Origin of the sequence: Wolbachia endosymbiont (group A) of Melieria omissa (assembly GCF_964031125.1) — a bacterium.
Lineage (GTDB): Bacteria > Pseudomonadota > Alphaproteobacteria > Rickettsiales > Anaplasmataceae > Wolbachia > Wolbachia pipientis.
In genome coordinates this window covers 1,028,907-1,048,784 of the sequence record NZ_OZ035007.1, presented here as the reverse complement: position 1 = coordinate 1,048,784, position 19,878 = coordinate 1,028,907, and the positions used below count along the sequence as shown (strand labels likewise).

Annotated in this window: 17 protein-coding genes, 1 tRNA gene and 2 pseudogenes; 10 read left to right on the top strand and 10 right to left on the bottom strand. The window is 35.7% G+C overall.

What is annotated here, in order from left to right; all coding sequences use genetic code 11:
* Positions 1-109 precede the first annotated feature (109 nt).
* Positions 110-370: an acyl carrier protein gene (gene acpP, locus ACQH2Q_RS04925; protein ID WP_006279836.1), complete on the top strand. Its 261-nt coding sequence runs from the start codon at positions 110-112 to the stop codon at positions 368-370.
* A gap of 13 nt (positions 371-383) precedes the next feature.
* Positions 384-1,655, top strand: coding sequence for a beta-ketoacyl-ACP synthase II (gene fabF, locus ACQH2Q_RS04920; protein ID WP_425383413.1), 1,272 nt, complete (start codon positions 384-386; stop codon positions 1,653-1,655).
* A gap of 169 nt (positions 1,656-1,824) precedes the next feature.
* Here the strand turns inward: fabF and ACQH2Q_RS04915 are convergent, their stop codons facing one another.
* The gene (locus ACQH2Q_RS04915) at positions 1,825-2,049 is read right to left on the bottom strand and encodes a hypothetical protein (protein ID WP_265024127.1); all 225 of its coding nucleotides are present in this window, start codon (positions 2,047-2,049) and stop codon (positions 1,825-1,827) included.
* Here ACQH2Q_RS04915 and ACQH2Q_RS04910 point away from each other — a divergent pair.
* The 5 genes and pseudogenes from ACQH2Q_RS04910 to thyX form a co-directional block, all read left to right on the top strand.
* Positions 1,958-2,455, top strand: a pseudogene (locus ACQH2Q_RS04910) (CPBP family glutamic-type intramembrane protease); the annotation flags it as partial. The gene ACQH2Q_RS04915 and the pseudogene ACQH2Q_RS04910 overlap by 92 nt on opposite strands.
* Positions 2,456-2,544: 89 nt before the next feature.
* Complete coding sequence (locus ACQH2Q_RS04905) at positions 2,545-3,870, top strand: IS4 family transposase (RefSeq protein WP_425383412.1); 1,326 nt, start codon at positions 2,545-2,547, stop codon at positions 3,868-3,870.
* Between the two features lie 13 nt (positions 3,871-3,883).
* Positions 3,884-4,171: pseudogene (locus tag ACQH2Q_RS04900) on the top strand (CPBP family intramembrane glutamic endopeptidase); the annotation flags it as partial.
* A gap of 155 nt (positions 4,172-4,326) precedes the next feature.
* Positions 4,327-5,604, top strand: coding sequence for a UDP-N-acetylglucosamine 1-carboxyvinyltransferase (gene murA, locus ACQH2Q_RS04895; RefSeq protein WP_006279833.1), 1,278 nt, complete (start codon positions 4,327-4,329; stop codon positions 5,602-5,604).
* 9 nt (positions 5,605-5,613) lie between these two features.
* Positions 5,614-6,468: an FAD-dependent thymidylate synthase gene (gene thyX / locus ACQH2Q_RS04890; RefSeq protein ID WP_015589436.1), complete on the top strand. Its 855-nt coding sequence runs from the start codon at positions 5,614-5,616 to the stop codon at positions 6,466-6,468.
* A gap of 72 nt (positions 6,469-6,540) precedes the next feature.
* Here the strand turns inward: thyX and ACQH2Q_RS04885 are convergent, their stop codons facing one another.
* Positions 6,541-8,325, bottom strand: a complete 1,785-nt coding sequence (locus ACQH2Q_RS04885; protein ID WP_010963093.1) for a hypothetical protein — start codon at positions 8,323-8,325, stop codon at positions 6,541-6,543.
* Positions 8,326-8,469: 144 nt separating this feature from the next.
* On the opposite strand from ACQH2Q_RS04885, the gene priA reads away from it, so the two are divergent.
* A complete protein-coding gene (priA, locus tag ACQH2Q_RS04880) occupies positions 8,470-10,812 on the top strand; it encodes a replication restart helicase PriA (RefSeq protein WP_425383411.1) in 2,343 nt (780 codons plus the stop codon).
* Between the two features lie 9 nt (positions 10,813-10,821).
* On the opposite strand, the gene petA is transcribed toward priA, so the two are convergent.
* The 6 genes from petA to ACQH2Q_RS04850 all read right to left on the bottom strand — a co-directional run bounded on the left by petA (position 10,822) and on the right by ACQH2Q_RS04850 (position 16,372).
* Entirely contained in the window at positions 10,822-11,421 is a 600-nt protein-coding gene (petA, locus tag ACQH2Q_RS04875; RefSeq protein ID WP_182309809.1) for a ubiquinol-cytochrome c reductase iron-sulfur subunit, read from the bottom strand.
* An 86-nt stretch (positions 11,422-11,507) separates the two neighbouring features.
* Complete coding sequence (gene gyrA, locus ACQH2Q_RS04870; RefSeq protein ID WP_425383410.1) at positions 11,508-14,216, bottom strand: DNA topoisomerase (ATP-hydrolyzing) subunit A; 2,709 nt, start codon at positions 14,214-14,216, stop codon at positions 11,508-11,510.
* Between the two features lie 52 nt (positions 14,217-14,268).
* Positions 14,269-14,341 (bottom strand) — tRNA-Val (locus ACQH2Q_RS04865).
* Between the two features lie 81 nt (positions 14,342-14,422).
* On the bottom strand, positions 14,423-15,298 hold the full coding sequence (locus ACQH2Q_RS04860) for a tetratricopeptide repeat protein (RefSeq protein WP_425383409.1): 876 nt from the start codon (positions 15,296-15,298) through the stop codon (positions 14,423-14,425).
* A 160-nt stretch (positions 15,299-15,458) separates the two neighbouring features.
* Positions 15,459-15,848 carry a DUF1284 domain-containing protein gene (locus ACQH2Q_RS04855; protein WP_319606716.1) on the bottom strand — a complete coding sequence of 130 codons (390 nt, stop codon included), beginning with the start codon at positions 15,846-15,848 and terminating at the stop codon, positions 15,459-15,461.
* Positions 15,845-16,372: a biotin transporter BioY gene (locus tag ACQH2Q_RS04850; RefSeq protein ID WP_425383408.1), complete on the bottom strand. Its 528-nt coding sequence runs from the start codon at positions 16,370-16,372 to the stop codon at positions 15,845-15,847. Before ACQH2Q_RS04850 ends, ACQH2Q_RS04855 begins: the two co-directional genes overlap by 4 nt.
* An 85-nt stretch (positions 16,373-16,457) precedes the next feature.
* On the opposite strand from ACQH2Q_RS04850, the gene ACQH2Q_RS04845 reads away from it, so the two are divergent.
* Both ACQH2Q_RS04845 and dapF read left to right on the top strand, forming a co-directional pair.
* Positions 16,458-17,045: a nitroreductase family protein gene (locus ACQH2Q_RS04845; protein ID WP_151807513.1), complete on the top strand. Its 588-nt coding sequence runs from the start codon at positions 16,458-16,460 to the stop codon at positions 17,043-17,045.
* Entirely contained in the window at positions 17,026-17,814 is a 789-nt protein-coding gene (dapF, locus tag ACQH2Q_RS04840) for a diaminopimelate epimerase (protein WP_338482134.1), read from the top strand. Before ACQH2Q_RS04845 ends, dapF begins: the two co-directional genes overlap by 20 nt.
* A gap of 8 nt (positions 17,815-17,822) precedes the next feature.
* Here the strand turns inward: dapF and sucD are convergent, their stop codons facing one another.
* On the bottom strand, positions 17,823-18,698 hold the full coding sequence (gene sucD, locus ACQH2Q_RS04835; RefSeq protein ID WP_264339708.1) for a succinate--CoA ligase subunit alpha: 876 nt from the start codon (positions 18,696-18,698) through the stop codon (positions 17,823-17,825).
* 3 nt (positions 18,699-18,701) lie between these two features.
* Positions 18,702-19,853 carry an ADP-forming succinate--CoA ligase subunit beta gene (gene sucC / locus ACQH2Q_RS04830; RefSeq protein WP_341824079.1) on the bottom strand — a complete coding sequence of 384 codons (1,152 nt, stop codon included), beginning with the start codon at positions 19,851-19,853 and terminating at the stop codon, positions 18,702-18,704.
* Positions 19,854-19,878 lie beyond the last annotated feature (25 nt).

Sequence of the window (19,878 nt, the reverse complement as noted above, 5' to 3'; positions counted from 1 at the left end):
CAGCTAGGGCAGTAGAAAACTTTACTGTAGTTTACCAGTTATAAAAGATATTGCAAACATAAAAATTTTTTATAACATCAAAGAATAGGTTATTTTTTTGGTAAGAAATGTGAATAGCGAACTAGCAAAGAGCACTAGAGAAGACATAGAAGAAAAAGTGAAAAAGATTATACTAGAGCATATTAGTAAGGATGTAGAGAAATTCAACAGCTCTTCAAAGCTTTCGGAGCATGGTACAGACAGCTTAGATGCAGTTGAAATCATCATGGCAGCAGAAGAAGAGTTTGGAATAGAAATTCCAGATGAAGACGCACAAAAAATGGAAACTATGGAGCAAATAGTTGAGTACATTAATAATAAAAAAGGCTAATAGTTAGTGTTAAATGAGCAGAAGAGTAGTAGTCACTGGTGTTGGTTTAATCACTTCACTAGCGGCAGATGTTGACAACACTTGGTCAAGGCTAATAAAAAGTGAGTCTGGCATAAAAGCAATCAATACGGATAGATTTGACTCTTCTGATCTTGCTTGCAAAATTGCAGGGCAGGTGCCGTTGCAATCAGACAACATTGAGCACCATTTCAATCCACTAGATTATATTTCTGAGAAAGACTCAAAAAGGACAGATCGTTTTATCCATTACGGTATTGCAGCAGCTATTCAGGCAGTAGATGATTCATTAATTTTGGAAAGCCAAAATATCAATCGGGAACGTGTTGGTGTGACTATTGGCTCTGGTATAGGTGGTCTTCCGTCAATTCAGGAAAATGTTATTACCATGCAGGAAAAAGGGCCCAGACGTGTCAGTCCATTTTTTGTCCCTGCAAGTCTAATAAATTTGATATCTGGCCATATTTCTATTAAATACGAATTTACAGGTCCAAACGATTCAGCAGTAACCGCATGTGCAACAGGTGCGCATGCAATCATAAACTCAGCAAGAACTATAAAACTTGGTGAAGCGGATGTTATGATTGCAGGTGGAGCAGAAAGTGCACTGTGTAGAGTTGGAATTGCAGGTTTTGCATCTATGAAGGCGTTATCAACTAAATTTAACGATAAACCGGAAGAAGCTTCAAGGCCATGGGATGAAGAACGCGATGGTTTTGTTATGGGTGAAGGAGCAGGTATATTGCTGCTGGAGGAATACGAACATGCGAAAAAAAGGGGGGCAAAAATACATGCTGAACTGGTTGGGTACGGACTCACAGGAGATGCGCACCACATTACAGCACCACATCCAGAAGGAAGAGGCGCATTTAAGGCAATGCAGCTTGCTTTAAAGAGCGCACAAATTAATCCCAATCAAGTAGGGTATATCAATGCACATGGAACTTCAACGCCACTTGGAGATAAAATTGAAGTAATAGCAATGAAACAGTTATTCGGTGACTACGTTTATAAAATACCTGTTTCTTCAACTAAATCTTCTATAGGACATTTACTTGGTGCTGCAGGGAGCGTTGAAGCAATATTCAGTATTCTTGCGTTAAATAATGGAATTATTCCGCCAACCTTAAATTTACACAAGCCTTCAGAAGGATGTGATTTAAATTTTGTACCGTTTAAAGCTCAGGAGCATAAAATTCAATATGCACTTTCTAATTCGTTTGGTTTTGGTGGCACTAATGCATCGCTCATATTTGGACAAGTTTAGTTGATGTCACCCCAGTGTCTTCCTCTTGTCATTCCAGTACCCTCCTCTTGTCATGCAAGCAGCTCTCCTACTGTCATCCCAGCACGTGACACTGGGATGACAAACGGTTGTGAAAGGGAATACATATAAAAATTAAACTATCAATAGCAATTCAAAAAGAAAAAATATTCTATTCATCCCTGAAGAAGTATTTTATTGACAATTTATGAATAAAGATCAATAATGCAGAAAAGGAATTGATGGGCGTATGCATGAATTTAACCACTATTAATTGTACATTATTTTTTGTAATTACATATTTTTTGACGTGCATTATAGCTTGGTGCTTACCTTTCAAAGACATAACATTATTAACAACATTTGTTCCGGCTTCAGTTGCAATTTTGCTAACCATTTATAATAAACAGAAGGTAAGGGATCTTTTTAAACTTAGTTCGCCAAAAAACTGTCTATTAGGGTTTATACTTATTCTGGTAAGTATGCTAATTTCCAATGGTCTTTTGTCAATTTACTGCGGTTTTTCATTTTTCCGAGAGTCTTTTACGTTAGACCGTGTAAAGGATTTGAGTGCAGTTTTGAGTCCATTAGTGATGTTATTTGTTTTATTATCAACCTTTGTGATGTGGATCATTATGTCTCTTGGTGAAGAGATCGGTTGGCGTGGCTATCTTTTGAAAAATCTTAAAAGCAAAATATCAAATTTTTATATCAGAGCAATTATTGTCGGTATTATTTGGTCAGTATGGCACATACCAACTTATGTGGTTGCTGGCTCAGCTTTGTGGAAGGATGGCTTTACCATACGCGTCAAGTTAAGGAAATAAAGGTATGAAAGAGATAGAATAATAAGGTATAAGTTCTCCCAGATATACTTTTAGTGAGAGAACCAATGAATAAAATAACTTGCTTATCAAAAAAGCTCAAAGAATTTTTTAATGAAAAAGCAGAGAAAATCTCAATTACAACAAGGTTTATAAAAAGAAAGAGAAAGCTAAAAGGTTCATCATTCGTAAAAGCCATGGTCTTGGGTAATATAGGAGTTGATAATTGTAGCGTAGAAACAATGTGTCAATTACTAAACGAGGACTCGATAGATATAACAAAACAAGGTTTGGATTTTAGATTTACTGAAGAAGCAGTGGAATTTATGAAAAGGATGTATAATGAATCTGTGATTCTCTTTAAAAATATCTTGCAAGTTGATTGCAAAATCTTACAGCAATTTAATAGTGTTAAATTATTGGACAGTAGCTATATTACTCTACCTAACAGTATGGAAGAGATGTATAAAGGTTATGGTACTAGCTACAGTGGCTATGAAAGCAATACTAAGTCTGGAATAAAGTTACAATTAGTTTTCGACTACATGAATCAGATAATAGACCAACTTAATTTAACGGAGGGGGTAAGATCAGACCAGGGATATAGGAAACATTTAAGTAATATATTAAGCAATGATTTGCTAATATCTGATCTCGGTTATTTTGTGCCAAGTTCTTTTAAACAAATCAATGAAATAGGAGCTTATTTCATAAGTCGTTATAAATCCGATACCAACATATATGATGTAGAAACAAATCAAAAAATGGAGTTATTAGAATGTTTAGAGGATAAGTTATTTTTAGAAAACGAGGTATTGTTAGGAAAAGAAGCAAAAATTAGAGTAAGAATTATATGTCAGAAACTAACTGAAGAACAGTCTATGGCCAGAAGAAGGAAAGCTAATAGATTAGCAAGATCGCAGGGATATACATCCTCTAAAAGAAATCAAAAATTGTTGAACTGGTCAATATTTATAACTAATGTTCCAGAAAATAAAATTAGTGCTGAGCAAGTATTAACGATTTACAGAGTAAGGTGGCAAATTGAGTTATTATTTAAATTGTATAAAAGCCATATCAGGCTTGATAAGCTAAAAGGAAAGCCATGCAGAGTATTATGTGAACTATATGCTAAATTGTGCGCAATTCATATATTTCACGGCATAGTTGGTTGCACAGAAGTGAAAAAGAATACAGAACTTAGCTTAACAAAGGCATTTATTGAGCTAAAAAGGCGGGTTAGAGAGTTATTTTTAGTATTAACCAAAATTAATAGTTTAAAAGCATTTCTTAAAAAACTCACTATAACTTGGTCGCGATTTTCATTAAAAGACAAACGTAGAAGGGCTAGAGTATCCACTTTAACCTCTCTAAATTTGCTCACAATCTCTTAACTTGACGCGTATGGATGGCTTTACATTCCCGACTATTTGTGCTTATACCCTTTATATTTGTGCAATGTCTATAATGTTTACCTGGTTGTTTGAAAAAGACAACTCGATTTGGCCAGTAACTATTGCTCATGCAACAAATAATCTTGTGTATAGTGTTTTGAGCATTCTAATGCCGTCTCCTCCTCTGTCAACTTTCGATGCAGTAATTCGCCTTACATTAGGAGCAGCTGGTTATTTCATTGTTGCAATTGGTGTTATTTGGTTTGATAAAGCTCGAGAGCGTCATTTGAGTAATTCATAGTATAAAATTTCGGGGGCAATTCGCATCAGGTGTCATGCAGGTAGCATGACACTGGGATGATGAGGAAGAAAAAGCAAATTTTGCCTTTTACGGTCAATCTATTATACTTAGTAAGACTTCAATAAACTAATGAATTATACTTTATATCTAATTAAATGCACAAGATATTAATAAGAAATAACTACAAACCTTTGGTCGGAAAAATCAAGATTAATGGCTCAAAAAATGCTGTTTTACCAATAATGGCAGCAAGTCTATTAAGTAGCTCCCCGGTAATTTTGCATAATGTACCTGATTTAATTGATGTGCATCTAATGTCTAAGTTGCTTGAAAGTCTTGGAGCAGAAGTGAACTTTATGCACAATAAAAATTATAAAGCGAACCATACTTTGAAAATTGACTGCAGCAATATCAACAATCACGTGATGCCATATAAAACCGCAAGTAAGCTAAGAACTTCTTTTCTAATATTGGGTCCAATGCTTAGCAGATTTGGCAAAGCGAGAACAGCATTTCCTGGTGGATGCAACATTGGAAAGCGTCCCGTTGATATGCATATTAAAGCATTAGAAGAAATGGGAGCTAAAATTGAAATTGACGGCTATAATATAATTGCAACAGTGAAAGGAAAGCTACAAGGAAAAGAAATCACATTTGAGAAAATAAGTGTTGGCGCAACAGAAAATGTAATAATGGCAGCAACATTTGCAGAAGGAGTGACAACAATAAACAATGCTGCAACTGAGCCGGAAGTTCTTGATTTAATAGATTTTCTGAAGAAAATGGGTGCTGATATTGAAATTGATAATACAAAGGTCATAATAACAGGAGTTGAAGCACTAAATGGATGTGTTCATAAAATAATACCAGATCGCATAGAAGCAGGCACCTATGCACTAGCTGCTATAATAACCGGTGGTAAGTTGGAGTTGGAAGGAATAAATCTATCTGATATAAGGTGTATTACAAATGAGTTGGAGACTATAGGAGCTATGGTTGAACTGTATGATGGAGGCATTGTTATTTCCAGAAAAAATGGCTCTATTAAGTCTGCTAACGTTGCGACAGATCCATATCCCAATTTTCCCAGTGATATGCAACCACAACTGATGTCTGCAATGTGCATCGCTGATGGGATATCAGTAATTGAAGAGAACATTTTTGAAAACAGATTTACACATGCAGATGAATTGAGAAAGTTAGGTGCTAATATCAGCATCGAGAAAAGCAAAGCTACTATAAGTGGAATAAAAAGCTTATCTGGAGCTAATCTATATGCTACTGACTTAAGATCAACAGCAGCTTTGGTGCTTGCTTCTTTGGTAGCCGGTGGAGAAACTATAATAAACAATTCACATCATTTATGGAGAGGATATGAAGCAATGCATGAAAAACTCAATTCATGTGGAGCTGATATCTCCATTTCGTCTTGAGGATATTTTATGAATGAAGCAACCAAACGAACTATAGTAAAAGAAATAGATGCAATCTTATATGAAGAACATAAGGTATTAGACCATGGATTTATTCGAGTAGTGGATTATATGGGCTCTGATAGCGCTATAGTTCAAGCTGCTCGTGTTTCTTATGGCAAGGGAACAAAACAGATAAGTCAGGATGAAGCACTTATAAAGTATTTAATGAGACATCATCATACAACTCCATTTGAAATGTGTGAAATTAAGTTTCACGTGAAACTTCCAATTTTTGTTGCAAGGCAATGGATAAGGCATAGAACTGCAAATGTGAATGAATATTCAGCAAGGTATTCAATACTTGATAATGAATTTTATACACCTAAACCAGAACAAGTTGCAAAACAATCTGACAATAATAAACAAGGTAGCGGGGAAGCTTTTGATCCAGATACCTCAAAGGAAATAATAGATTCTCTAACAAATGACTCTAATTTAGTATATTCTCATTATGAAAAATTTATTGAGCAGGGGCTTGCAAGAGAAATTGCCAGAACTAACCTAATGCTTAATTACTACACGCAATTTTATTGGAAAATAGATCTGCATAATCTCCTTCATTTTTTGAAGCTTAGAGCTGATAAGCATGCCCAATATGAAATCAGAGTTTATGCAGAAGTTATGCTGGATATAATAAAAAAATGGGTTCCACTGGCCTACAATGCCTTTGTTGAATATTGCCTAGAATCAGCCTGTATTTCAAGAACTGGTCTAGAAATAATTCGCAAATTAATTAAAGGGGAAAACGTTACTAGAGAAGAAAGTAATATTGGTAAAAGAGAATGGGGCGAGCTGATGTCTATACTTGATAAACAATCTTAAAGATAAAGGCATACGTGTCAATCTCCTCTGTCAGTTAACTCTCGTTCACCAGATTGAATCTTGCTTTTTACATCACATTAACTCATCACTTTTATAGAACATCTCATTAAAATCATTTAGAGTTCCAAAATCCTGACCCTTGATAAACAGGTGATCATTAGCAACATGTGCTTCATCAAGAGTAAACAGCTCGTAATGATGATTGTGAGCGGGCCTAACAATTTCATTATATAAAACCATTACTTGTTCGTAGTTATATCCATCGCCAGCATGATATTTACCACGTACGGTATCATAAAAATTCTTTACATCATCATATGTCACTTGCAGCTCCACCTTATACTTTCCCACTTCAAGAGGACTTCCTGTCTTTATTTTTAAGGGATGTTGTGAATTTGCAACACTGTTAGAAGTTTCTGCTTCAATATCAGAATTTTTATCCATATTTTCTATCACACTTGCCATAACAGTTTCTTGTTCATCTTCTGTTGGTTTTGTTTGTTTTTCAGTCTTATTACTGCTACTGTCAGTTTCCACAGTTACTTTTTTTACTTCTATATCTTTTTGAGCTTTCTCATTACTTTGCTTGTGTATTTCATCTCCATGCAATTTTTCCTGCAGAGCTTTTTTCGTATCAGCATAATCATCACGATTGCTTTGCAAAGCTGGTTTATAACTGCTGCTATCATCCGCTTGCATTTGATCTATATAGTTAGATTCTTCTTCCTGTATAGTATTTTTTGCGTTATCCTCACCAACCGTTCCTTTCTCCCCAGACTTGGCTTCACTCTCTACCACAACTTCTTCGTCTACTTGCTCATCATCAATTGTAAATTCAGTACCTATCTGATTGCTATCTTCCTCCAATTCATTAGATAATTTTTCAGATAGCTGGTCACCACTCAAATATGGTTCCTTTGAATATTTAGCATAATTATGGGGATCGGTTCTGTTTTCTGAATAAAACCCACTTTCAAAGTCTGAGTAGGAGCTTTGATTGAGCACAAAAAATAAGTTTTCATAATTAACCAGCATATCACTATCAGGGCTAACAAAATTTAAATATTCATCGCCTTCCCATTCTGGGTGGTGTCTATACTCTGCTATGTAGTATTTACTAGAGTCGAGAGGTATCTTGTCACCTTCTTCCCCATCAAGTTGTAAAACTACTGCTGAATGCCCATTACCTAAATCATTACCTTTTACCACTTTGAATATTTTAATCTCATCCTTTTCTACAAGTTCTTTTAACTCCTCGTTCTTTTCATTTAACTCTTCCTCCCTTTGTCTTTCTGCTTCTCTCTCTCTTGCCAATCTTTCTGCTTCTTCATCAGCTTTCTTCTGCAGTTGTGAGAATACATTTTGTAATATATCTTGTGTGGTTAAGCTATTTGTGTTGCTTAAAAAATTATCTAACACATTTGATGCAATTGGTGACAATTCACCGTGATCATCAAATACTTTTTCCTTTGCTTTATCATAGTGATTTGGGTTATAGATTGCATACAGAGGATAAAAACCATAATCTGCAATTGACGCTCCGTCAGGTGATAGTTCCATTGAGAATCCATAGTAATTAAGTGGAAGATTGGAGGTTAAATATTTACCGTTATCATCCCTAACGTGTAGCTCACTTCTACCATTGTGCTCACTATATTTGTTGTAGTAGATATAAAAATTCTCATGGTTAAGATTGAAGTGATCATCTAGATTATCGAATTGAATTGTACTGCCAAGCTTCTCGCGCAAAAGATTTTTGCTTTCATCTGTAAGCTTTATATGTGCAGAAAAGTAGTATCGATCTATAGGTTCGCCTTTTTCTATTTCAAAGTTCAAAGTAATCTTGTCGTTGACCATTGGTAGCCTCCACAAATTCTATAAATCATTTTATTTATCAATCATACGGTCTGTACTATGAAAAATGTGTTAAACGTTAAGATTTTCTCTGTACCGATTCATCTATATTGCCAAGCTTAATAAAGTTACAAGCTCTTTAAAACAATGTTAAACTCAATCACTATGGCAAAAACAGTTGACGTATTACTATCACTTCCAATTGATCAGTTATTTTCATATGCAATTGAGGAAAATACTGAGATTTTACTTGGAGATTACGTAGTGGTGCCATTTGGCAAAAAACGCTTAATCGGAATAGTTTGGAAATACAGTGATAAAAGTAACCGAGAATTAAAATTTATTGAGCAAAAAATCGATTTACCAAATATTAGACCAAAATTGATTGCATTTGCAGAGTGGGTTGCACAATACAATTTAATACCTATTGGTATGCTTGCCAAAGTGATAATGGGAGGAGTGTTAAAAGTAAATCACATAGATAAATTAGTTTGTGTTGAACAAAAGCAGGAAACAAGTGAAATAAGTTGCCAATTAAGCCCTGAACAGCAGATAGCTAGTGATAAAATAATCAGCAATTTGAACGAGTATTCAGTGACTTTGCTTGACGGTGAGACAGGATCTGGAAAAACGGAAGTTTATCTCTCTGTGATTGCACAATTGATTAAGAATTACACTGCCGTTCCAAATGCTGCTCAGACTTTACCATCCCAGTGCCCAGAGACACAACTGTACGAACATTGTGATTTGGGTCTACCAAGAGGGTGTCATCCGAGTAGCCTGACACTGGGATCCAGTTTTTCATATAACCTCATTACAAATGTTTATTTTAACTTAAAACCAATACCTAATTTACAATCAAAATTCCTGGATTCCAGTGTCAAGCACTGGAATGACACCTTTATACTCAAGGCAAAACCCACTGTAACATTTAGCATACCGTCTTTGCCACGTACTAGTATGACACCAGAATATGTTGAAATGACATCAGGAGAAGGTAATACACAAATTTTAATCCTCCTACCTGAAATTGTTTTAACTTCACAATTGGTAAATCGTGTTCGCGGTCAGATATCAAAAAACTTAGTTGAATGGTACTCAGGGCTCACTCCAAAAACTCGCCGGAATAATTGGCTCAATATAGCAAATGGAAATGCGCAGATAATTATTGGTGCACGGTCAGCGCTTTTTTTGCCTTATAAAAACCTAAAATTGATTATCGTTGATGAAGAGCACGACTCATCTTTTAAACAAGAACAGGGAATTATATATAATGCTCGAGATATGGCGATAATCTTAGCCAAATTTGAAAATATTCCGATTATTTTATCATCAGCTACTCCACTGCTTGAAACGATTCATCATGTTAAAAACGGGAATTACAATCATGTAAAGCTAACTAAACGATTTGGTGGTGCAGAATTGCCACTCATTAAAGTAGTAGATATGAGGAACAACAAGCAATGGATCTCCTCTGAGCTTTTTGAAAGCATCAAACAAACCATAGAGAAAAAACAGCAGGTTATGCTTTTTCTAAACCGCAGAGGGTATGCACAACTGGCAGTTTGTAAAAAGTGTGGATATAAAATTTCCTGCTTAAATTGTGCTGTTTGGCTTACATATCACAAGAAAAAAAATGCTCTTTTGTGCCACCACTGCTCTTATCAATTGAAACTTCCAGAAAAATGCTCTAATTGCCAAAGTGAACAGCCGTTGTCCCTCTACGGCATAGGAATTGAAAAGTTACTTGAAGAAATGGTGAAATTAATACCAAACGCAAAAACTGCGATGATAAGCAGCGATCAAAAGTCGGTTAGTAACGTAATTGACTTAGTGTTGAAAGAAGAGGTGAACATTATAATCGGCACACAAATAATTGCTAAAGGGCACAATTTTCCCAAATTAACTTTGGTTGGAGTAATGAATGCAGATTTGAGCCTCGAAAATTCTGATTTGAGAGCAGCGGAAAAGACGTATCAATTATTGCACCAAGTTGCAGGCAGGTCAGGAAGGTTTAATGAAAAAGGAATGGTAATAGTGCAAACCAATAACCCTGAAAGTTCAATAATAAAAGCATTGCTGCATCAAAAAAGGGACTCATTTTATGAAATTGAACTTAAGTCAAGACGTGAAGCCAAAATGCCACCATTTAGCAGATTAATAGCGCTTATCATTTGTGGTAAGAATCAGATTGCAACACAAAAAGCAGCGAATGAAATAGTAAAATCTCTTCTTTGTCATCCAAGTAGCTTAACTACTTGTATCCAGGAAAAAAATGTAGGTGTAGACAAAAAGGAATTTGAAATTCTTGGCCCATCACCAGCAGCGATAAATTTTTTAAATAATAAGTATCGGTATAGGGTATTATTAAAAATACACAATAAACACAGTTTATCTATACAAAAAAAGCTGAAATATTGGATTAAAAATTGTAACTTGAATTCGAGTATTGCAGTGATAATAGATGTTGATCCTGTGAGTTTTTTTTAACGAGTTCCGTTAAGCCTTCTTGCCAATTACCACAACATTCTCACTGGGAAAAAAATAATCAGGTACAACCATATTTTTTGGTGCAGGACCCCCAATCACTCGGCCTGATGTATCATAATATGAACCGTGGCAAGGACAGAACCAACCATTACCATCTCTTGTAGCGTGGTCAACCGGTACACACCCAAGATGTGTACATATTCCGATCATGATTAACCATTCGTCTTTTCCTTCGTATACTCTCTGCTCATCTAATTGAGGATCCCTCAAGCTCTTCACATTCACAGCTCTTGCAGCCTCAATTTCTTGCTTTGTGCGTCTACGAATGAATACTGGTTTACCTTGCCACTTTACTTTTACTCCATGTCCTTCCTGAATTCCAGACAAATTCACTTCCACTGTGGAAGTTGCTAGAACTTCAGCAGAAGGATTCATAGATTTAACCAGTGGCCAAAGTCCACTTGCAGCTCCTATACCTGCCATAGCGCATGTAGTTAATGTTATAAAATCTCTCCTACTCTTATTTTTAGTAAGATCTTTAACAGGAGGTGTTTTTTTATCCTCTTTGTCTGCCAGTGGTTTTTTATTTTTAGTTAAATTTTTGTCCATTGATCTTTACTTAGCCATAAGTATATATTTTAATTTAAATACTGCGTATTAATCAACAAAAACTTGCGCTTTTTGTTTAACCTGTACTACAGTTGAGAAGAGATAGAGTTTTCAACTTCAGAAATACTATCTTCAGTGGAATCAGGATCTTCAATTTTCGCTACTGACACCACCTTTTCTCTACTTTCTGTTTTAAATAGAGTTACTCCCTGAGTGCTACGTCCTGCAATCCTGATATCATTTACTGAAATACGAATTAACTTTCCTTTATCTGTAATAAGCATTATATTATCACCCTGCTCAACTGGAAAACTAGCAATAACATTACCATTTCTGCTAGTAGTAAGAATATTGGTGATACCAACACCACCCCTGTTAGTTATTCTATACTCATACGCAGAAGTTCTTTTACCAAAGCCATTTTCAGTAATAGTTAATATAAACTCCTCATTCACTGCAAGTTTTAAGAATAATTCGTTATCTATTCCTAAATCATTTAAAGTCTTTTCCAATTTAGAATCAATGGAGTTATTAATTGCAGTTCCCAGTCTTTTTGCAAGTGGAACTTTTAAGTAAAGTTCTTTTGTTTCTGTTGCTACACCTATCCCATTTAATATGGTCATGGATATCACGCTGTCATTCTTTGCAAGTTTGATACCTCTTACGCCATCTGAATTGCGACTTTTAAATTGACGCACATCACTTACAACAAATCTGATACTTTTGCCGAATCTTGTTGAAAGAAAAACATGATCAATTGCATTGCATACTTTAACCGATATTAATTTGTCTCCTTCATCGAGCTTTATTGCTATTTTTCCATTGCTTGGAATATAGTGAAAGTCCGCTAAAGAGTTACGCCTTATGTTTCCATGAGCAGTAGCAAAAACTATGTTTTGATTTTCGTCATTTTCACTTGGCAATGGCATGATATTAGTTATAGTTTCACCATCGCTAAGCGGAAATATGTTAACAAGTGCTCTTCCACGTGCAGTTGGTTCTGCAAGAGGCAACTTATAAACTTTTAATCTATAAACTCGACCAATATTAGAAAAGAATAAGAGGCTAGTGTGGGTATTCCCAACAAATAATTTTGTGATTACATCCTCTTCTTTTAATCCTTGTCCTAGCTTTCCTTTTCCACCACGACGCTGAGTTCTGTAGTGAGAAAGCTTCACACGCTTGATATAACCATTCATAGTTACGGTTATCACCATATCCTCTTGTGGAATTAGATCTTCAGCTTCAATGTCCGTATCTGATTCCTCTATTGAAGTTTTTCGCGGCACAGCAAATCTGTTCTTTATTTCTTGTAGATTGTTTTTTATTTCCTTCATCAACTTCTCTTCTGAGCCAAGAAAAGCGATATATTCTTTTATCAGGTTGATCATTGAACTTAGCTCAGCTTCTAATTTGTCTTTTTCAAGGCCTGTTAAACGCTGCAGTTTCATATCAAGGATAGCTTTAATTTGTAGCTCAGTTAATCTATACACTCCATCTTTCAAAAAGCTTGCGCTATCTGAAATCAACTCGATGATAGTGTTGATTTCATTCGAAGTTTTCCATTCTTTATTTAAAAGTTCTCTACTTGCTTCCGCAGGATCTTTTGCACCGCGGATGATTTTTATCACTTCATCTATGCTGAGGACCGCAATGTAGAGCCCTATATATATATGAGCTTTTTCTCTCGTTTTTCTTAGACGAAATTCTGTTCTCCTGATTAACACTTCTTTTCTAAAGTCAACAAAAGCAGCTATGATTTCTTTTAACGACATCAAAGCAGGTCTGTTGTTATTGAGTACTAAAGTGTTAACACTAAAACTACTTCTTAGTGGAGTTAGTCCCAATATTTGATTAAGTATAAAACTTGCTTCAGCATTTCTTCTGAGGTCAATTACTACTCTAATACCAGAATTATCGGACTCATCCCTAATTTCTGTTATGCCATCAATTCTTTTTTCTTTTACAAGCTCACCTATCTTCTCAATTAATTTTACTTTATTTACCTGGTAAGGTATTTCATCAATCACTATTGCTTGCCTATCTTGTGGCAGGTCTTCTATGTGAGTCTTGCCTTGCACAACAATTGATCCACGACCAGTTGCAAATGCTGATTTTATTCCAGACCTTCCAAGAATCGTTCCCCCAGTTGGGAAATCCGGCCCTGGCATCACTTCAAGTAACTCATCCAAAGTAACTTCAGAATTATCTACATATAATATACAAGCATCTATTATTTCTCCAAGATTATGAGAAGGAATATTGGTTGCCATACCAACTGCAACACCACTTGCACCGTTTACCAATAGATTCGGAAACTCTGCAGGCAGCACAACTGGTTCTGTTTCATTTCCATCGTAGTTTGGCCTAAAATTAACTGTATCTTCATCAATATCATTCAGTAAAAAGTGTGACACTTTTTGAAGTCTTGCTTCTGTGTATCGCATTGAAGCTGGTGGATCTCCATCTATCGAACCAAAGTTACCTTGCCCATCAATAAGCGGTAAAAGAAGAGAGAAATCTTGAGCCATCCTAACCAAGGAATCGTAAATAGCTGCATCACCATGTGGGTGATATTTCCCCATTACGTCCCCAACTATACGAGCCGCTTTTTTATATGGCTTACCGGCATCGAATCCAGCTCTCGACATTGCATATAATATACGCCTATGAACAGGTTTAAATCCATCCCGCACGTCAGGTATAGCCCTGCTTATGATAACGCTCATTGCGTAGGAAAGATAAGAATCTTCCAGCTCTTTTACTATTGAGATTGGTACTATATTATCCTGCATTTTCTATACTTTAATTGAAGTAATTAATAATACTAACATTCAGTTAAGCAAATGGGCAATGACAGACTTGAACTGCCGACCTCCTCGGTGTAAACGAGATGCTCTACCAGCTGAGCTAATTGCCCCTTTAGATCTAATTCTATAGCTCAATATTATTATTGTAAACAAAAATAGCGATAAATTAGCTTTAGGTAAGCTATAAGCTTTTATGAAATCTTTGGGTGCGTGCTGTGAAGTTTTATAAATTTTAGTCTTGCTGTCACTTTGTATAAAGGTATTTTTTCACTCACATCTTTCGAAGTTGTAGCCATGTTTAACAACTTTAAGTAGAATATTGTAGCATTTTGAAAATCTGAAAGTTTATCTAGAATAACAGCTAAATTATAAGTATAAAAAATATTGTTTTCATCGAGGGAAATAGCAGTTATCATATACTCTTTACCTTTTACATAATCCTCCTTTTTCATATAGATCAGACCTAAATTTGCTAATAAAGGAGCATAATTTTTATGTATATCATACAATTTTAACATTTCACTCAACGCCAGATCAGGATCATATTGTGAGATTATCGTCAGAAAATTTTTTAATATGTAAGGGTTACTAGGGTGTTCTTTTAACAGTCTTGTGTAAATCTCTACAGCTTTTTTGTATTCTTTATTAGCGTAATAAATATTCCCTAGTCCAATCAAAGCATTTTTATGATAAGGAAACTTTGCGGTAATCTGATTAAGGAGAGAAATAGCTGTTTCATTATCTCCTAACTCAAAGGAATCTTTTGCTTTTTTTAAAGTAGAGTATATGTCAAAACTCTTGCCAGAATTCTGCGAAATTTTGATATTAAATTTGTCACTTTTTCTCTCAATAACATCAAGATCTTTATATTTTTTATCAGCTTTTATATCCTTGACAACACTATCAAAGGCCTTCTGTATCTCCAAATTTTCACTAGCATAGGTAACAGAAGACCTCCATAAAATCACAACGCAAATTAACATGCAGATAAACATAGGTCCTAGTGTTGTGGCATTGGCTGCAGCGTGTAACCAGTAAACCTTATTTCTTTTAGCTATGCGCAACACATTACAAATTCATAAATGCTAAATTACCTATCTCATACAATAATAAAGATATTATTAATTAGCGGGACGAATATGCTGTGTAGAACGCACTTATCTTTTGTCTTCTATATTTCGCTTCATTTCCACAAAAATGCTTCGATTTATCTTAACATTTTGTCAACTACCTTTGTAGATTTAAAAGGGCATTTTTACATATTCCATATGGCTGCCAATTGCACCCCTCACATGCGTACTCGAATTTCTCTAAAGACATTTTCTCTCTAATCTTTTTTACTGCCTCATTCCAAGTTAAAGTCTCGCCAATTTTTACTCCTAAAATTTCCATATGCCTTCTATCTAGCTCTAAAACTTTAGCTTGTGTGGTGCATTTACCTTGTTTAGTCTGATTTGGACAAGCACTACAGATACTATCAAGGTTACCAACTACTTCGATTTGAGTACTAATTACTTTGCTTGCTATCTTTTTATAATTTTCTACAAAACCCTGAGAATACCCATATCCCCGAAACGCGAGGGTGCACATGAAATGATGAGGGCGGAATTTTATCATTTTTTCAAATATTGCAAAGCTGCTACAAGTAGAAAAATTTTTATCAAACCAGGAAGGATAAATGGCAAAACACCCACCATTATTGCTTGTCTCAGACCCAAGTAAACAGCAAGCCAACTAACACCACAAATAAAGATTATAACTGTACCAGCCAGACAACTTAAAGAATTACACACAAATGATTTATACTTAGAGTTCAGTAATTCATTTACTTTGCTCATTACCATAACGGCAGCTAAACAGCCAATTAAATATCCACCTGTTGGTCCGAGAAAAATGTGATAACCACCAGAAAAATTCGCAAGAACAGGCAATCCTGCTGCACCAAGTGATAGATATGTAAGCACAGAATAAAATGCTGTTCCGCGGTTAAATTTAAGCCCAATAAGCATTACTCCTAAAGTTTGCAATGTGATAGGCACAGGCTGCAATGGTATGCTTATTTGAGCCATCAAGAATAAAAGTAAAATGCAAGACAATATTTCAGCCAGTGTTGATCTGCTGCTAGATTGTGTTATAAACATACCTTCCCAATAAAAATAACTTATTAAATGTAATATATGTGTATGAGAGGTTTTGCAATTTAAATTTTGCTTATATTGTGCTACAATGAATTATTTATGCACTATTAAATTAAAAATGATGAGTAAACAAGATCTATTATCGTTGATGAAAGCAAGACACAGCGGACGTTCATACGATCCTACAAGAGCAATATCTCAGGAAGACATGGATATTTTAATGGAAGCTGTAAGGCTGACTCCCTCATGTTTTGGTGATGAACCCTGGAGATACGTAATATGCAACAAACAGAACAATCAAAGCGCATGGGAAAAGCTGCTAAATTGCCTTGATGAATCTAATCAAAAATGGGCAAAAGATGCACAAGTGTTAATCATATCTTTAAGTGCTAAAAACTTCCGTAAACAAGGTAAAGGAGAAAATCTTTGGGCTAATCATGATACTGGTGCAGCAAATTATGGACTTATGTTACAAGCTGCAGTTATGAACTTAATGGCCCATCAAATGGGTGGATTTGATAGAGATAAAATAGTGAAAGAGTTCAATATACCCAATGACTTTAACGTAATGTCAGTGATAGCGGTTGGTTACGAAGAAGAGGGCGCTGAAACAAGTAAGAAAAAAAGGAGACCAATAGAAGAAATGTTTTTTTATGATGAGTGGCCAAGGTCCTGAAAATTTTATCAAAATGCACGGAACTGGTAACAACTTCGTTATCATAGACTCACGTTCAGCAAATGATTTAAATTGGAACTATAAAAAAATTGCTAACCAAAACGGTTGCGATCAAGTCATAGTGATAACAAACTCCAGTTTAGCCGATTGCTTTATGCATATCTATAATGCTGATGGTAGCAAAGCTGAAATGTGCGGAAATGCAGCACGTTGCGTTGGATATTTGCTAATGTCAGAAAAAGGTACTGAGTATATCACTATTGAGCTGGTAAACAAACGCATTTTAGAGTGTTTTAAAGTGGGTGATAAATCCATAAAGGTTAACATGGGTAAACCTTTGCTAAAATGGCATGAAATTCCCTTATCTACTGAGTGTGACACTCTTTACTTACCTATAGAGCTTGAAATGCTAAAAGAGCCCGTTGCAGTAAATATTGGTAATCCTCACATAGTTTTTTTTGTTGATAACGTAAATGAAATACCATTGCAAAGTTTAGGACCAAAGCTGGAAAATCACGTATTATTTCCTCAGAAAATTAATATTAGTATTGCACAAGTTGAAAAGTCTGGAGAAATAACTTTAAGAGTTTGGGAAAGAGGTACAGGCATTACTGCATCATGCGGTAGTGCAGCCTGTGCGGCACTTGTTGCATCCACACTACGTGGATATCTGACTGCCCAACAGACTTCAGTAGATTTACCAGGAGGTAAGTTATTAATCGAATGGGCAAATAACGTATTCATGACCGGTGATATAGGATTTTTGTAACCCTAATTCTAGTGATGCATTACTTCCAAAACTTTTTTACCAATCACCGCAGGAGTCTCTGCAATTGCAATTCCAGCGCTTCGCATAACTTCTAGTTTTGCACCAGCACTTCCACCGCTGGAAGAGATGATTGCTCCAGCGTGTCCCATACGTCTTCCTGGAGGTGCCGTTTGGCCTGCTACAAAACCAACGATTGGCTTTTTAGTTTTTTCTGTTTTCACAAAATGTGATACATCTTCTTCTTCGTTTCCACCTATTTCACCAATAACTACAATACCATGAGTATCGTTATCTTTTAAAAAGAGCTCCATACAGTCGACAAATGTCATACCATGAACTGGATCTCCCCCAATTCCGATACATGTGGATTGACCAAGACCAACAGCGGTTGTTTGCGCTACTGCTTCGTAAGTTAAAGTTCCAGAGCGAGACATAATTCCTATGTGTCCACGCTTATGGATATGACCAGGCATAATTCCTATTTTGCATTCTTCAGGTGTAATAATTCCCGGGCAGTTAGGACCAATCAATCGACTTTTTGAGCCGATAAGCGCACGCTTAACTTTCACCATATCAAGTATAGGAATGCCCTCTGTAATACAAATTATCAATTCTATTTTTGCATCTATTGCTTCAAGTATTGCAGCAGCAGCAAATTTAGCAGGTACATATATAACTGTAGCATTTGCACCGGTTTTTTCTTTGGCTTCTGCTACAGTATTAAAAACCGGTAAATTAAGGTGAGTGCTCCCACCCTTTCCAGGAGTTACACCGCCAACCATTTTCGTCCCGTAGTCAATAGCTTGCTCTGAATGAAACGTACCTTGTGCACCAGTAAAACCCTGGCATATTAATCTTGTATCTTTATTTACTAAAACGGACATGCTTTATTTTACCTCTTTTACTATCTTTTGTGCAGCATCACCCAGTTCATCTGCAGCAATAATATTTAATCCCGACTCTTCTAAAATTTTTTTTCCTTCTTCAAAATTAGTACCTGATAATCTAACCACTAGAGGAACTTTAATGCTCATTTCTTTTGCAGCAGCAACAATTCCACTTGCAATAATATCGCAACGCATTATACCACCAAATATGTTAACCAGAATTCCTTTTACGTTGCTATCAGACAATATAATTTTAAATGCTTCAGTTACAGTTTCTTTACTCGCTCCACCACCAACATCCAAAAAGTTAGCAGGCTCTGCTCCGTAGTATTTTATTATATCCATTGTTGCCATAGCAAGACCTGCACCATTTACCATGCAACCAATACTGCCATCCATTTTGATGTAACTGAGCCCATACTTTGAAGCCTCTATCTCTTCTTTCACTTCTTCATCATAATCACGAAGTTCCATAATTTCTGGGTGACGATATAAAGCATTATCATCGAAATTAATTTTCGCATCGAGCGCAATAAAATCTCCAGAATTTGTTTCAACCAGTGGATTAATTTCAATTTGGCTCGCATCAGTTGCAATAAACGCATCATATATATTTTTTGCGACATTTGTTATTTTTTCTATTTGTTCTGAACTCAAATTAAAACTGCTGCTCAACTTGCTGCTATCAAAGCTTGTAGCAGAATCAATATCAAATTTCACAATTTTTGCGGGAGAATTTTTCGCCACTTCTTCAATGTCCATTCCACCTTCTGAGGAAAATATGAATATTGGCCTACTGAGCTTCGGGTCGATTACCAGGCTTAAATAATACTCTTTCTTAATGCTTGAGCCTTCTTCAACGTATACTTTTCTTACTTGCTGCCCGCTTGGCCCTGTTTGATGAGTAACTAAGGTCATACCAATCATGTCCTTTACAAACTGTTGAGCTTCTTCAGCTGACTTTGCTAGCTTTACGCCACCGGCTTTACCCCTACCACCTGCATGAATTTGAGCTTTAACTACAAACACGTCAGATTTTAATTGACTTACTTGAGTCTTTACTTCTTCCGCAGATGTAGCAACAAAACCTTTTGGCACTGGGACATTAAATTTATGTAAAACTTCTTTCGCTTGATATTCGTGAATATTCATAAAATAACCAATGATAAACTATTAA